Source organism: Rhizobium phaseoli (genome assembly GCF_010668805.1).
GTDB classification, from domain to species: Bacteria; Pseudomonadota; Alphaproteobacteria; order Rhizobiales; family Rhizobiaceae; genus Rhizobium; species Rhizobium phaseoli_A.
Map to the genome: position 1 here is coordinate 178602 of NZ_WUFT01000005.1, position 14353 is coordinate 192954.

General features: G+C 62.1%; 12 protein-coding genes. 2 read left to right on the top strand and 10 right to left on the bottom strand.

Annotated features, from left to right (window positions below; all coding sequences use genetic code 11):
• Window positions 1-8 precede the first annotated feature (8 nt).
• Genes GR197_RS09735 through GR197_RS09750 form a run of 4 tightly spaced genes read right to left on the bottom strand, consistent with a single transcriptional unit; the run spans window position 9 to window position 4608 of the window.
• Window positions 9-1241, bottom strand: coding sequence for an O-antigen ligase family protein (locus tag GR197_RS09735; RefSeq protein ID WP_164008877.1), 1233 nt, complete (start codon window positions 1239-1241; stop codon window positions 9-11).
• Complete coding sequence (locus GR197_RS09740) at window positions 1238-2803, bottom strand: undecaprenyl-phosphate glucose phosphotransferase (RefSeq protein ID WP_164008879.1); 1566 nt, start codon at window positions 2801-2803, stop codon at window positions 1238-1240. Before GR197_RS09740 ends, GR197_RS09735 begins: the two co-directional genes overlap by 4 nt.
• A gap of 56 nt (window positions 2804-2859) precedes the next feature.
• Window positions 2860-4029 carry a glycosyltransferase family 4 protein gene (locus tag GR197_RS09745; protein WP_164008880.1) on the bottom strand — a complete coding sequence of 390 codons (1170 nt, stop codon included), beginning with the start codon at window positions 4027-4029 and terminating at the stop codon, window positions 2860-2862.
• A gap of 3 nt (window positions 4030-4032) precedes the next feature.
• A complete protein-coding gene (locus GR197_RS09750; protein ID WP_164008882.1) occupies window positions 4033-4608 on the bottom strand; it encodes a polysaccharide biosynthesis/export family protein in 576 nt (191 codons plus the stop codon).
• A 191-nt stretch (window positions 4609-4799) separates the two neighbouring features.
• Between GR197_RS09750 and GR197_RS09755 the strand changes: the two genes are divergently transcribed.
• Window positions 4800-6965 carry a GumC family protein gene (locus tag GR197_RS09755; RefSeq protein WP_164008884.1) on the top strand — a complete coding sequence of 722 codons (2166 nt, stop codon included), beginning with the start codon at window positions 4800-4802 and terminating at the stop codon, window positions 6963-6965.
• Between the two features lie 121 nt (window positions 6966-7086).
• On the opposite strand, the gene GR197_RS09760 is transcribed toward GR197_RS09755, so the two are convergent.
• Both GR197_RS09760 and GR197_RS09765 read right to left on the bottom strand, forming a co-directional pair.
• Window positions 7087-8328: a GNAT family N-acetyltransferase gene (locus GR197_RS09760; protein WP_164008886.1), complete on the bottom strand. Its 1242-nt coding sequence runs from the start codon at window positions 8326-8328 to the stop codon at window positions 7087-7089.
• Window positions 8329-8446: 118 nt separating this feature from the next.
• Window positions 8447-8656, bottom strand: coding sequence for a DUF2842 domain-containing protein (locus GR197_RS09765; RefSeq protein ID WP_164008888.1), 210 nt, complete (start codon window positions 8654-8656; stop codon window positions 8447-8449).
• 116 nt (window positions 8657-8772) lie between these two features.
• Here GR197_RS09765 and GR197_RS09770 point away from each other — a divergent pair, with 116 nt between their 5' ends.
• A complete protein-coding gene (locus GR197_RS09770; protein ID WP_164008891.1) occupies window positions 8773-9876 on the top strand; it encodes a COX15/CtaA family protein in 1104 nt (367 codons plus the stop codon).
• Window positions 9877-9894: 18 nt separating this feature from the next.
• On the opposite strand, the gene GR197_RS09775 is transcribed toward GR197_RS09770, so the two are convergent.
• The 4 genes from GR197_RS09775 to cml form a co-directional block, all read right to left on the bottom strand.
• Window positions 9895-10686 (bottom strand): sulfite exporter TauE/SafE family protein, encoded by a 792-nt coding sequence (locus GR197_RS09775; protein ID WP_164008893.1) that lies wholly within the window; start codon window positions 10684-10686, stop codon window positions 9895-9897.
• A gap of 4 nt (window positions 10687-10690) precedes the next feature.
• Window positions 10691-11623 carry an N-acetyl-gamma-glutamyl-phosphate reductase gene (gene argC / locus GR197_RS09780; protein ID WP_164008894.1) on the bottom strand — a complete coding sequence of 311 codons (933 nt, stop codon included), beginning with the start codon at window positions 11621-11623 and terminating at the stop codon, window positions 10691-10693.
• A gap of 58 nt (window positions 11624-11681) precedes the next feature.
• On the bottom strand, window positions 11682-12644 hold the full coding sequence (speB, locus tag GR197_RS09785) for an agmatinase (RefSeq protein WP_164008896.1): 963 nt from the start codon (window positions 12642-12644) through the stop codon (window positions 11682-11684).
• A gap of 194 nt (window positions 12645-12838) precedes the next feature.
• Window positions 12839-14023: a CmlA/FloR family chloramphenicol efflux MFS transporter gene (gene cml / locus GR197_RS09790; RefSeq protein ID WP_164008898.1), complete on the bottom strand. Its 1185-nt coding sequence runs from the start codon at window positions 14021-14023 to the stop codon at window positions 12839-12841.
• Window positions 14024-14353: the final 330 nt, after the last annotated feature.

Below are 14353 nucleotides of genomic sequence, written 5' to 3' on the forward strand. Positions count from 1 at the left end.
TATCGGCGCTATGACCTCAGGCCGCGCTTGTGGCGCACCTCAAGCGCCGCACAGCCCCAGACGGTGCCGAGCAGCAGATAGACATGGCGCCAATGGTCGATATCGATGACGTTGCCGATCGTCGCATGGCCGAGGACCGAGATCCAGGCAATCATCAGGAAGGGTTGCCACGGGCGGTCGAGCAGCAGGTATCGGAAGCCGAGCGCAAGCGTCCAGATGAGCATGCCGACATAGCTGACGAAGCCGAGCCAGCCATAGGTGGTCAGCGATTTCAGCCAGATATTGTGCTCGTCCTCGGGAAACATTGTGCCGAACACCAGCGGCCCGATGCCGAGCGGGCGCTCCATCATCATGGTGAAGCCGATGCGGTGGCGCTCGAAACGGCCGAGATGCTCGCCGTCATATTGCTGCACCAACTGGGCGCGCGCCGAAAATAGCTCGGCGACCTTCGGGATCTGCAGCGCCACCAGCAGCGAGGCCACCAGCATGATGATCGCCGCCAGCGACAGCACCAGCACCCTGAGGCGAAAGGCGCCGCTGCGCTCCTTGAGCAGCATGATGAAGATCAAGAGCCCCACGCCGAGCGCGAACAGACCCCAGGCGGCGCGGGAAAAGGACAGGAAGATGCCGAGCGCAAGCACGAGCAGGGCGGCAGCCTTCAGCGGCGATTTCTTCAGGTCGCCCACCAGGATGCCGTGCACGAGATAGAGTGATGGCGGCACCAGGAAGGGGCCGAAGACGTTCGGGTCCTGGAAGGCGCCCTTGGCGCGGTCATAGAGCGTGAAGATTTCCGCGCCCGGAAAGGCATGGAAATAGCCGAGTATGCCGAGCGCTGAGGTGACGACGGCAGCGAAGGTCCAGGCGTTGAAGATCAGCGGCAGCCGCTTGTGGCTGTCCTCGATGATCGCGGCATAGAAAACCGCCGTCAGCGCCAGGAAGGTCGACACCGCAATATACATCGGCCCTGTCGCCAGATCCTTCATCTGCGTCAGCGACAGCATGCCGCCGATATTGAAGGTGAGCAGCAGCGCAAGCAGCGGCGCCACGCCGCGCGAAATCCTCAGGCCCAGGATGAACCAGAGGCCAACCAACCCGGCCATCCAGAGTTCGTAGGGTGCCGGTTCGTCGATCACGAAACCGGAGAGGAAGACGCCGAAGGCGACGAAGGCCGAGCCGATCAGGCGCAGCGTCATCCGCTGCGGCTGGGCGACACGGGGATATGTCGCCTCCATCGCGCTCAATAGGCGTTTTCCGTATTGAGCAACCGGATCGGCGTCAGGAACAGGATCTTGAGATCGAACCAGAGCGACCAGTTCTCGATATAATAGAGGTCGTAGGCCGTGCGGAACTTGATCTTCTCGTCATTGTCCACTTCGCCGCGCCAGCCGTTGATCTGGGCCCAGCCGGTGACGCCGGGCTTGACGCGGTGGCGGGCGAAATAACCCTCGACGACATCGCCGAAGGCGCGGTCGCGGGCTTGGGCGAGAACCGCATGCGGGCGCGGCCCGACCAGCGAAAGCTCGCCCCTCAACACGTTGAAAAGCTGTGGCAATTCGTCGATCGATGTCTTGCGGATGAAGCGGCCGACACGGGTGACACGCGGATCGCCCTTGGTGACCGCAGCCTTGCCGGTAGGGTCGGACATGTTGGTGTACATCGAGCGGAATTTGAAGACGTTGATGATTTCATTGTTGAAGCCGTGGCGCTTCTGCATGAAGAAAACCGGGCCTTCTGAAGTCGCCTTGATGGCGATCGCCGTGGCCACCATCAGCGGCCAGAGCAGCGCTAGCGCGACGAGCGTGAAGAAGATGTCGAAGCCGCGCTTGGCGACGGAATCCCAGTCGCGGATCGGCATCTTGAAAATGTCGAGCATCGGCACCGAGCCGACATGCGAATAGGCGCGCGGCCGGAAGCGCAGCCGGTTGGCATGCGCGGCAAGGCGGATATCGACCGGCAGAACCCAGAGCTTCTTCAAAAGGTCGTAGATACGCGCCTCCGCCGAAAGCGGCAGAGCGATGATCAGCATGTCGATGCGCGTCAGCCGCACGAATTCGACGAGTTCGGCCACGGTGCCGAGCTTCGGATAGCCGGCGACCATGATCGGCGAGCGCTTTTCGCCGCGATCGTCGAAGATGCCGCAGATGCGGATGTCGTTGTCATCCTGCTGTTCGAGGATGCGGATCAAATCCTTGGCCGGCTCGCCGCCGCCGACGATGACAGCGCGGCGCTCCATGATGCCGTTGCGCGCCCAGTTGCGGATGCCGTAGGCGACGAGGAAACGCTCTGCCGCAAGGAAGAGCGCGCCGGCTGCAAACCAGGGCATGTAGGCGTCGACGACCATCGCCCATGTGCTGCCGCGAACCAGAGCGAACAGGCCGACAGCCAGGAGAAGCGCGATCGTCCACGACGCCAGAATGCGCGGGATCAGCCGTAGCTTGGCCCGAAGTGCTGGGATGGTGTAGGTGTCGGCAAGCTGGAGGCCGATGACGGTCAAGGCCGAAGCGATCGCTGCCATGCCCGCCCGTACCAGTGTTGAATCGGTGCCGTCGCCGGGCCAGAAATAATGGACGATCAGGGCGATCACTAGGAGCGCCAGGAACTCCAGCAGCCGTAATTGCCCGATGATGATGACAGGGGAATTGGTTCCATCGCGGAACTGTTCGGCGATCTGCCGGGCATAGGGATTGATTTCGGTCGGGCCGGAAGGTTTTTCCTGACCCGCGTCGCCGCGCACCTCGATGTCGGAGACCTGCTTGCGCAGGGCTTCCACGTCGAATTGATCGCCTTTTTCCAGCTTGTTCATGGGGCTTTTTCGCTCGTTGTCACCAAGCGAAATACCAGAAAGCCCCTAAGAAATATTTACGAGGCGGCGGGCATTGCTTGACGGTCGGCGGCACCGACGAGTTCATGGTACAATTTCAGGACATCGCGTGCCATGACGGCGGAGGAAAACACCGCCTTCACCGCCTCGGGCTTCGGCATCGTCCTGGCGTGCCAGTCGGGTGTGCTCAGCGTTTCCGCCATGACGCGGGCGAGATCGTCGGAATTCCCGGCCTCCACAAGAGCTGCGCTGTCGGCGCCGAGTACCTCGGGAATGCCGCCGACACGGCTGGCGATGATCGTCTTGCCGGCGCCGAGCCCTTCGAGCACGATATAGGGCATGGCTTCGGCGCGCGAGGGAACGACGAGGTTCTGCGCCATGGAGAAGGCTTCGTGGACCCGCATCGCCGGCAGCATGCCGATGCGCTTGCCGAGGCCGCGCTCGACCATCATCTCGCGGTAGCGATCGCGATCCGGCCCGTCGCCGATCATCAGGGCCGACAGCGGCCTGCCGAGCAGCCGTTCGGTCTTGGCGAAGGCATCGACAAACAGATCGGGACCCTTGAGGTCCCGGAGCATTCCCACATAGATGAAATGCACAGCATCCGAGCGGGTCGGGATCGGCTCGAAATCGCGCTCGGCGATACCGTTATAGATCAGTCTCGTCTTCGTCCGCGGCTTACCCACTTTGCGCGCATAGGTGTCGCGCTCGTATTCGCAGATGAAGACCAGCGCATCGGTGAAATATTCCTGCAGGCGCTCCATCCTGAGGACGAACTGTCCACTGAACGAGGAACGCGAATAATGCAGGCTTCCACCATGCGCAGTGTAGAGGCGGGCTACGCGATACCTGTTCACCCGCAACGCTGAGCCGGCAAGTCGCGCGAGCACGCCGCCCTTGGCGCCGTGTCCGTGCAGCACATCCGGCCGCAAACTTTTGATTTTCTTGTATGTATCCCACATCGTCGCAATATCCGACGGGCTGATCGAGCGCCGGATCGGCACGCGTGTCAGGCCAAGCGAGAGATAGGGACGGATATCGTCGAACAGGCTGTCCTCGTATTCGCCGCCAGTCGAGCTGTCGCAGAGGATGCCGATTTCATGACCAGCCTTGCTGTGCTCCTCGACGAGGTCGCGGACATGTCGGAAAATTCCGCCGATCGGCGACCTGAAGCAATGGAGGATGCGGAGCGGCTGCTGTTCTGCCATCGTTCAGAAGAGCCGTTCGCGAACATAGATCGTGTCGCCGGCGATAATCGGCCCCGATATGTTGATACGGCCGGTCAGCACCCGTCCGTTGATCTTGCGGGTGACGTCGACCATGCTCTGGTTGGCGCGGCTGGTAAAGCCGCCGGCGATCGCGATGGCATTCTGCACCGTCATGCCGGGGACATAGGCATACTGACCGGGTTGGCCGACTTCACCCATGAGAAAGATCGAACGGTAGCGATCGACATCGATGGTGACGTCGGGATCGCGAAGATAGCCCTGCTGCAGTTTCTGGGCGATTTGCCCCGAGAGCTGCTGCAGAGTTCGGCCGCGGGCAGGGACCTGGCCGATGAGGGGGAAGGCGATATAGCCGGCCTGGTCCACCGTATAGGTGTTGGTCAGGCTCTGCTGGTCGAAGACGGTAACGCGCAACCGATCGCCGCTGTCCAGCGTATAGGGCTGGATGGTCGCCTCGTTGAAGGCCTTCGGCGCCGGCTTGTACGTCGTGCAGCCGCCCAATGCTGCCGTCATGGCTGCAAGGCTCAGGGCCAAAAGGATCTTGGGCTGGACGACAGACATCCGTTTATGCTCACAGAAAATGAACTCGGTAGAGCCGTTATCGATCCGTTAGGGTTAATGCCCGGTAAAGGCCGCCTGCAATTTCCTGGTTTCCTTCATCTGCTACCGCTCATGACCTGGCAAGATTCCCATTAACCGTTGAGTTACCATGGTCGTTTACGCTTGCGGCACCTTTGTTGTGGAGTAAGAGCATGTCCGGCGTAGCGCGTGATCAGGATGTGGACATCGACCTCGGCCAGTTGGTCCGCGCCGTCTGGGCGCGCCGTCTGCGGATTCTGGCAATTACCCTTGTGGGGGCGGGCGTCGCCTTTACCGGCGCCAAGATCATGTCGCCGCAATTCCGCAGCGAAACACGCATTCTGATCGAACCCCGCGCGCCGGCCTTCGCCAGCACCCAGCAGGCCAACGATGCCAGCGCCGGTCCGCTGATGGACGAGCTGAACATCGCCAGCCAAGTGCAGCTGCTGCAATCGGCCGATCTTCTCAAGAAGGTCATCAACGACCTGAAGCTCTATAACCTGCCGGAATTCGACGATGCCGCCAACGGCTCGGCGATGAGCAGCATCCTGGTGAAGCTGCATCTGAAGAAGAACCCGCTGGAAAATCCGCCGGAAGAACGCGTGATCGATGCCTTCGTCGAACGCCTGCAGGTCTACCAGGTGCCGGGTTCACGCGTTATCGGCATCAGTTTCACCTCGAAGGACCCGAAGCTCGCCGCCGCCATTCCGAATGCCATGGCCAATGTCTATCTTTCGACGCAGAGCGGCGCCAAGCTCGATTCCAATTCCGAAGCGACGCGCTGGCTGGAGCCGGAGATCGAGGGCCTGCGTGGCAAGGTCGGCGAGGCCGAGAAGAAGGTTGCCGAATACCGCACCTCGCATGGGCTGCTGCAGACCAACGGCACCACCACCTTTCCGGCCCAGCAGCTGAACGATATCTCGGCCGAGCTGACCCGCGTGCGCGGCGACAAGGCCAATGCCGAGGCGAGGGCGCAGGCGGTGCGCAATGCGCTATCTTCGGGCGAGGCCTCCGACACGCTGCCTGACATCATGTCGTCCCAGGCGATCCAGCGGCTGAAAGCGACGGAATCCGGCCTGCAGTCGCAGATTTCAGACCTGCAGACCAGCCTTCTCAACAATCATCCGCGGCTGAAAAGCCTGCGCGCCCAGCTCTCCGATATCCGGACCCAGATCCGCCAGGAGACCCAGAAGATTCTGGCGAGCATCGACAACGAATCCAAGGTCGCGGATCTGAGAGCCAGCGAGCTTGAGCGCCAGTCGGATACGGTGCAGGCCAATAGCGCTCGCGCCGGTGAAGACGAGGTCGGTCTTAATGCGCTGGAGCGCGAGGCGACCGCCCAGCGGCAGCTGCTCGAAACCTATCTGGTGCGCTACCGCGAGGCTGCCTCGCGCGCCGACAGCAATTCGAGCCCAGCCGATGCCCGCATCGTTTCCAAAGCCATCGAACCGGTCGATCCCTATTTCCCGAAGGTGATGCCGATCGTCGTCGTCGCAACTGTCGCGACATTAATCTTGAGCGCCATCGTCACCATGCTGGCCGAACTTTTCAGCGGCCGGGCGCTGCGTGCCGTCGATGCGCCCCGTGTGACGATCGAGGCCGAAACGCTCGTCGAGGAGAGCGTTACCCCGCAGGCCGCTCCTGTTGTCGCTGTGGTCAGAAAGCCCGTCCAGCCGAGTATGCTCGCCGTGGTCGCCGACGAAGATCCGGTCGAGGACGTCAAGGCTGCCGAGGCGGCGCCGGAGGACGAGAACGAATTCTCAATCGCCTCGGTTGCGGATTATCTCACCGGCAGCCGGGCGCCGCTGGCAATCGCAATATCCCCGACCGGTCACAATGGCTCGGCGGCAACGGTTTTGCTGACCCGCATGCTCGCCGACGCCGGGCGCCGCGTCATCCTGATCGATATGACCGGTTCCGGTCATCCCACAGAATTGATGGCCGAGGACCAGGCCGCTCTTGGCGTCACTGATCTGCTGTGCGGCGAGGCCGCCTTCGGCGACACGATCCACGGCGACCACCTTTCCGATGCCCATCTCATTCCCCAGGGCCAGAGTGACGTTCGTCGCGCCATGCGCGGTGTGGACCGGCTGTCGCTGCTGCTTGATGCGCTTGCCGCCGCCTACGACCTCGTGGTGGTCGAATGCGGTTCGGCCGACGTCGCCGGCGTCTCGCGACTGACGCGCAGCCGCGACGTCGAGATCATTCTCTCCCTGCCGGAAGTCGAGGAGACGATCTTCGTTGCCCTGATGACGGAATTCCAGGCTGCGGGCTACGAGCGCGTGGTGTTGATGTCGGATGGTGAAGCGGGCGAGCAGAGGCTCGGTCAGGCTGCCTAACGCATGTCGCGCAAAAGTGCGCCGCGGTTTTGCGGCAACGACATGCGTAAAGCAAAGACCGCATGTCGCGCAAAAGTGCGCCGCGGTTTTGCGACAACGACAGGCGTAAGACAAAGACCGCTTAGCCGATGCGTGCGCGGATGCTTTGCGTGAATTTATAGAGCTTCGGGCGGGCCTTGATATGGGCCTTGCCGCGGGTGACGATCCGGTGCGCGGCGCCGGCGAGAACGCCGAACGGCGAGACCGGCAGCACCACGTCGTAATGCGCGGTCTCCACAGGCGCCCAGGAACGCTTGTAAGTCTGGTCGCCAAGGCCGAAATCGAACAGCGCCACGCCCTTGCCATGCAATCCCGAAATGGTCTGCCAATAGAGGAATTCGCCGGGGCTGGTATCCGGAACGACCTCTTCGTCGATCGCGCCGAACTGGCAGATGATGTGGTCGCCCTTGCGCGAAATCCCTGAAATCGCGGCGATGTGGCCCTCATTCTCACCCTTGAGCCGCAGCACATGCATCTGCAGCCCGAAATATTGCCTGTCGTCATCCCGCTTGTCGATGAGACCGTGCAAAAAGGCCTGCGTCTCCTTGTCGGCGAAGACGTCGGGCAGGCCGAGGCTGGCGAAGCGGGCGCTCTTCAGGCGGAAGAAGATATCGAGCAGACGGTGCTGTTCTCTAGATGTCTCGGGGACAACGTATTCGACGCCGCCAGCCGCCTCGAGACGTTTCGACTGAACACGGAATTTCTTGCGCCGGTTCTTGGCGTTGAGCTGCTTCAGCGTCTCCTCGAAAGCGGGCAACAACGGCAGCTGATACGCATGATTCTGGTTCTGCACCATCGGCAGCCCCGCAAGCGGAGTCTGTCGCCCGCGCCATTCGAACGGAATGTTCTGCAACAGCAGCAGATCGGCTCGACCCCTGAGCGCCTGTTGAAGCTGGCCGGCAAATTTGCTGGGATCGATGGTCCCGCCGGCCTCTGCAAAGCTCTCGGAGAACAGGCCGGTATTGATATTGCTGTGTTCGGCGGCGATGAACTTCGCGGTCGCAAGCCCTCGCGACTTGACGATTTCAACCGGCAGAATGAATGCCGTCTGACCGGCATAAGTGGCTTTGAGGATCGCCAGTGGCCGCTGAAAGGCGCTCACCCAGGCGGCACACCAGTCATAGCTCTGATGGAGTGACTGGAGGTTATCGCGCTCCAGCGCCCGCCAGTCATCCTCCAACGGCTGCATTGCGTCGAAGACTTCGATATCGACTTCGGCCATGGCGAGTTTCGTGCTCAGCTGGCGCAGGCGCGAAATGGCCGTTTCGGCCAGCGTCCCGTCCTCCGACGGCTGTTCATGAACATCGAGCTTTTGCGTCTGCACGGTTTTCTCCGGTCAAGAATGCTGAACGGGAAGGTAGGTATGCAGGACGTATATTTGGTTTACTCGCACGCGATAGGCGAGGTTTTCCGCCGATCACGGTTATTCGGCCGTTAATGGCCTATTGCTGCGGCGGTCCGGCCATCCATTTGATGATCACCATCGCCGGCAAGACCCAGAGCAGGCCGGTGAGCAGGAAATAAAGCAGGTGTCCCCACCAGGGCGCGTCGCCGAGCGTTGCCACCGCGATTGTGTTCGCCACCAGCGCATAGGCCAGCACGAGCACGATGATGAGGATCGTGCCGATGAATTTGCGGAGGCGGATGGGCATCAATTATCTCTCGGCAGGGACAGGTCGAAACCGGCGCGACGGCATGCCGCAAAGGTTCGGGGCTTGTTTTGCATGAGCCGGTGGGGCAAATCAACTGCCGGATAGAAGGAGACATCATGGCTGTCGCAAACCCGACCACGGAACAGGCGATCCTGAGCGAAGTGCGCAAACAGGATCGCGACCGCCGCGCCTTGCGCTTCTGGCTTGGTTTCGTGCTTTTGGCGCTCTTCTGTCTCGTGCTCGTCGGCGGCGCCACGCGGCTGACCAATTCCGGCCTGTCGATCACCGAGTGGAAGCCGATCCACGGCGTCATCCCGCCGCTGTCGGCTGCCGAATGGGAGGAGGAATTTCGCCTCTACCAGCGCATTCCCGAGTTTCAGCAGTTGAACAGCTCGATGACCGTCGACGAGTTCAAGGGCATTTTCTGGTGGGAATGGGCGCACCGGCTGATTGCCCGCGGCATCGGTGTGATCTTCGCGCTGCCGCTCATCTTTTTCTGGCTGACGGGACGGATCGAAAAGCGTCTGCGCTGGCCGCTTGTCGGCATCCTTGCGCTTGGCGGCCTGCAGGGTTTTATCGGCTGGTGGATGGTGTCGTCTGGCCTGTCCGTCCGCACCGACGTCAGCCAGTACAGGCTGGCGACGCATCTCGTCATGGCCTGCCTGATCTTTGCCGGCTGCATGTGGATCATGCGCGGGCTTTCCAGACATTCCAATGATCCGGCGCCGGCGCGAAGCTCGCGCGGTTTTGCCGCCGCGATCGCCATTTTCGCACTGTTCCAGATCTATCTCGGCGCGCTGGTGGCGGGGCTCGACGCCGGTTTTTCCTACAATACCTGGCCGCTGATGGATGGCGCCGTCATCCCGTCGGATCTGTTGATCCAGCAGCCCTTCTGGATCAATGCCTTCGAGAACCCGAAGACGGTGCAGTTCATCCACCGCATCGGCGCCTATACGCTCTTCGCATTGACCTTGATCAACATGGTGATCGCGCTGCGCGCCGCATCATGGACCACCCATGCCCGCCGCGCCGTCGTGCTCTTTGCGCTGGTGACGCTACAGGCCACGATCGGCATCGCCACCCTGTTGATGCAGGTGCCGCTTCACTGGGGCCTGCTGCATCAGGCCGGCGCCCTGGTGGTTTTCGGTTTCGCCGTCGCCAACTGGCGTGGTTTTTACGGCGAATATCCGCCCGCGACGGCAATCGCGGAACACGACTGAAGCCGTAGCGTCAGGCGTTTAACGCAGCACGCCATCGAGCAGTGGCATGCCGATGATCGCGGCGGCGGCGATCAGGATATAGCAGGCGATGCGGAAGGTCCGCTCCTCGGCGAGCCCGAACAGTTTCGAGCCGCAGTAGAGCCCGACCGCATAACTCGGCAGGATGACGGCGGTCAGTGCGAAGACGGCGGGCACGAACAGTCCGCCGATATAATAGCTGATGGCACTGAAGACGGACGAGATCGAGAAATAGAGAACGACATTCGCCCTGACGCGGGCGAAGTCGCTCTTGCCGCCAAGCCAGTAGGCGACGACAGGCGGCCCGCCAAGCTGCGCGGCGCCGCTGAAAAGCCCGGCGATCAGGCCGATGCCGCTGCTGAGCGGTGCCGAAGGCGCGCCGTGGTAGCGCCATCCCGATGCGAGAAGCGCGAGCAAAGCGATGGCGATGATGGTGATGCTCCAGCGCAGCAGCATCGGGTCGAGCAGCGCCAGCATCGCCGTGCCGGCCGGTACGCCGAGGGCCGCACCCGCCGCCATGACGAAGACCTCGGGTCGGTTGGCGCCACGCCACGCGGGCGGGATCATCCCGACTGTCGCGATGCCGTCGATGACCAGCAGGATCGGCGAAACCAGCTTCGGCCCGACGATCGCGCCGGCGAGCGGAATGAAGATCAATGCGGCGCCGAAGCCCGAAAAGCCGCGGGCGAGACCGGCGACGAACGCGAACGCCATCAGCGCATAGATGCCATGGTCGGGCAGGGCGGCGGCAAACCATGCATGCACGCCGGCGATGAGCACTTCGAGCGTCATGAGGTCAGGAGGCGAGCATCAGGTCCATGTTCTGCACGGCAGCACCCGAGGCGCCCTTGCCGAGATTGTCGAGCAGCGCCACCAGATTGACTTGCGAAGTGCCCGGCGTGCCGAAGACGAAGAGCTTCATCGTGTCCTTGCCTTCGAGCTCGACGGCGTTGATGCGGGGCAGGGCCTTGCTTTCGACGAGCGGCACGACGGTGACGATATCCTGGCCGGCATAATGGGCGACGAGGGCTGCATGGATGCTCTCCATCGTCGTGCCTTCGGCGAGGTCGCCGAGATGCAGCGGCACCTGGACGATCATGCCCTGTGCGAACTTGCCGACCGACGGCGAGAAGATCGGCGCGCGGTCGAGCAGGCCGTGCACGGTCATTTCAGGCACATGTTTGTGGGTCAGCGGTAGGCCGTAGAGGAAATGCGGTGCGGTGATCGCATCCGGGTGATCCGGGTTTTCCATCTGCGCGATCATCTGCTTGCCGCCGCCGGTATAGCCGGAGACCGCGTTGACCGTCACCGGATAACCGTCCGGCAGGACGCCGGCGGCACGCAGCGGCCGAATGAGGCCGATCGCGCCCGTGGGGTAGCAGCCGGGATTGGCGACAAAACGCGCCGCCTTGATCCTGTCGGCCTGCGCGCTGTCCATTTCGGCAAAGCCATAGGCCCAGCCGGAATTGACGCGGAAGGCGGTCGAGGTGTCGATGACGCGGACGTTATTGTTGGCGGAAACCATCTGAACCGCTTCCTTGGACGCGTCGTCAGGCAGGCAGAGAATGGCGATATCGGCGCTGTTCAGCATGTCCTCGCGCATGGCGGCGTTGCGCCGCTCGGCCTCTGGAATGGACAGAAGCTCGACATCGCGGCGGCCAGCCATGCGCGTGCGGATCTGCAGACCCGTCGTGCCGTGTTCGCCGTCGATGAAGATTTTCGGTGCCATGTTAACCTGCGCTTTCAATGGGTTCAGAAGGTTTCCGGATTCACTTTAGGATGATAGGTCAGCCTTGTGACACGGCGATGGCGCGTCTTTCGGCATGAAGCCCCAGCATATACATCGCCACCGTTGCCCCCGCAATGGCGGTGATATCGGCATGGTCGTAGGGCGGCGACACTTCGACGACATCGGCGCCGCGAATATCGAGCTGGTGCAGGCGCTGCAGCACCGAGAGGATCTTGGCGCTAGATGGGCCGCCGGCAACCGGCGTGCCGGTGCCCGGCGCAAAGGCCGGATCGAGGCAATCGATATCGAAGGTGAGATAGGCGGGAGCACCGCGCGTATGCGAGATGATCGCCGAGGCGATGTCGCCGGCACTCATTTCCTCGACCTGATGACCGTAAAGAATATTGACGCCGCAATCCTCCGGCGCATGGGTGCGGATGCCGATCTGGATCGAGCGGTCGGGATCGATGATGCCCTCGCGGACGGCGCGTGCCACGAAGGAACCGTGGTCGATGCGGCGGTCTTCGTCGAACCAGGTGTCCTGGTGGGCATCGAACTGCACAAGCGCGAGCGGCCCGTGTTTTGCCGCGTGAGCCTTCAGCAGCGGCCAGGTGACGTAGTGGTCGCCGCCGAGCGTCAGCAGGAAGGCGCCGCTGTAGAGGATGACGTTGGCCTGGCGTTCGATGGCATCAGGCGTATCCTGATGGTTGCCGTAGTCGAGCAGGCAATCGCCGTAGTCGATGACGGCCATCTCGGCGAAGAGATCGCGGTTGAAGGGGTATTGCGGATCATTGTCGAAGATCGCCGAGGCGCGCCGGATCGCTTGCGGCCCGAAGCGCGTGCCCGGCCTGTTCGAAGTCGCGGCATCGAAGGGAATACCCCAGACGGCAACGTCGACGCCGGCGAGCTCCTTGGTGAAGCGGCGGCGCATGAAGGACAGCGCTCCGGCAAAGGTCGGGTCGCTGGCGGCGGAGGTGAGGCTGGTCGCCGTGAAGGCGTGGTCAATCGATCTGTTCGCCAAGTCATGCTCCTTTTTCGGTCGCAAAACCATTGCCGCGTCCGACGCCGGAGTGTCGGATGGCGGATCTGCGCGAAGGAATTGGCCGATCCGCTCGCGCGCAGAAAGGGGTAGGCGAGGTGCGGACAGATTTCAAGCAATCGTTCGGATGACGGCCGCTCGTTATCATCGAGCGGCCGTCCTTGCCGGTCTGCCCATCAGGCCGGTTTTCGCAGGGACCACAATCCAGAAAGCGTCGTCAGCGCGGTCACGCAGACATAACCCACGAGCGGCCAGGCGCTGTCGCCGCCGAGCAGAAGCACGAACAAGGTTCCGGGAATGCTAACGATGATGCTCTGGACGCAGGAATAGAGCGCGACTGCCGTTCCGGCCATGTCGCCAAAGGCCTCAAGCGCGCCGTTGGCGGTGACCGCGGTGGCAAGGACGATACCGATCGCGATGATCCACATCGGCCCGACGAAGCTGATGAGGGAGGGCTGCAGAAGCAGCTCGCCAAAGGCAAGCAGCACGGCGCCGAAAAGCAGCATTGCCATGCCTCTGGCAAGGCTGCCTGCAATGCCCCAGCGCAAGACGAAGCGTTTGGCGAACCGTGCCGTCACGATCATCACCAACGCCACCGTGGCAAAGGCGAAGCTGAAGCCGATGCCTGAGAAACCGGCTTTACCGATCAGAATACGGGGTGCCGTCGAGAAGAAGACGAAGAAGGCACCCATCGCCGTGCTGAAGCCTGATGTATAGACCCAGAAGGGAAGACTGGTGAGGATCGGGCGGAGAGCGATCTTGGCTGTGGCGGCGGGGCGGGTTTCATGCCACCGCATGAAGGCGTTGAAAAGGGCGGCAACCGAAAGCAGGCCGATGGTGAGGAAGATGGCGCGCCAGCCGAAGTGATTGGCGATCAAGGCTCCGGCGATCGGGCCTAATGCGGGCACGAAGGAGAGGATGGAGCCGAGAAGGCCATAGATCGTGCTGCTTTCGGGACGCCCGGCGTAGACGTCGCGAACCGTTGCGAAAGTTGCGACCATAAGCGCGGACGCCCCGACTGCCTGCAGCAATCTCATGACCACGAAGAGCGGCGCCGAGGAAGAGGCGGCAAGCAGGAAGGATGAAGCGGCAAAGAGTGCTGCGCCTGCAAGCAGGACGGGCCGTCGTCCGACACGATCGGAAATCGGGCCGAAGACGATCTGCCCGGCACCGAGCACGAGCATGTAGAGGCTGAGGGTCAGTTGAATAACGGCCGGCGAGGTGCCGAGTGCCGCCGGCATGACCGGCACAACCGGCAGATAGATATCCATGGCAAGCGAGGCCAGGGTGTCGAAAGGCGCCATCAGCAGCAAGGCTGCCGGCACGGAATAGGTCCAGCGCTGGATTTTGGAATAAGACATGGGAAAGAACCCGCTCAAATGATTTCATTCGGCGGCGGTCTGTCTCTTCATCAGTAACTGATTTGGCCGGACAGACGCCGCAACAACAGGGCAGAGTTGTTGCGGCCTATTTGTCTGCGGATTTGGTTGTTCCCATCATGCGCCCCTGACTGCTGCTCCCCTCATTCCCGAAGCCCTTTTGCCCATAACTAGCAGCGTAGACAAGGCTCGGCAACTGAGCGCCCTTCCTCCTGCGCCAATGATCCGGATAAAAGCGGTGGTTTAGTCAAATTTTTTCTAAAAGTAATACTTGCAGAAAATTCCGCGACTGCCTATGCAATGCCGGGTTGC

Excerpts from the sequence above, each read along its gene's own strand:
- argC (WP_164008894.1), bottom strand. The coding sequence starts at position 11,623 with ATGGCACCGAAAATCTTCATCGACGGCGAACACGGCACGACGGGTCTG.
- GR197_RS09755 (WP_164008884.1), top strand. The coding sequence starts at position 4,800 with ATGTCCGGCGTAGCGCGTGATCAGGATGTGGACATCGACCTCGGCCAG.
- GR197_RS09750 (WP_164008882.1), bottom strand. The coding sequence starts at position 4,608 with ATGTCTGTCGTCCAGCCCAAGATCCTTTTGGCCCTGAGCCTTGCAGCC.
- GR197_RS09775 (WP_164008893.1), bottom strand. The coding sequence starts at position 10,686 with ATGACGCTCGAAGTGCTCATCGCCGGCGTGCATGCATGGTTTGCCGCC.
- cml (WP_164008898.1), bottom strand. The coding sequence starts at position 14,023 with ATGTCTTATTCCAAAATCCAGCGCTGGACCTATTCCGTGCCGGCAGCC.
- GR197_RS09745 (WP_164008880.1), bottom strand. The coding sequence starts at position 4,029 with ATGGCAGAACAGCAGCCGCTCCGCATCCTCCATTGCTTCAGGTCGCCG.
- GR197_RS09740 (WP_164008879.1), bottom strand. The coding sequence starts at position 2,803 with ATGAACAAGCTGGAAAAAGGCGATCAATTCGACGTGGAAGCCCTGCGC.
- GR197_RS09765 (WP_164008888.1), bottom strand. The coding sequence starts at position 8,656 with ATGCCCATCCGCCTCCGCAAATTCATCGGCACGATCCTCATCATCGTG.
- GR197_RS09770 (WP_164008891.1), top strand. The coding sequence starts at position 8,773 with ATGGCTGTCGCAAACCCGACCACGGAACAGGCGATCCTGAGCGAAGTG.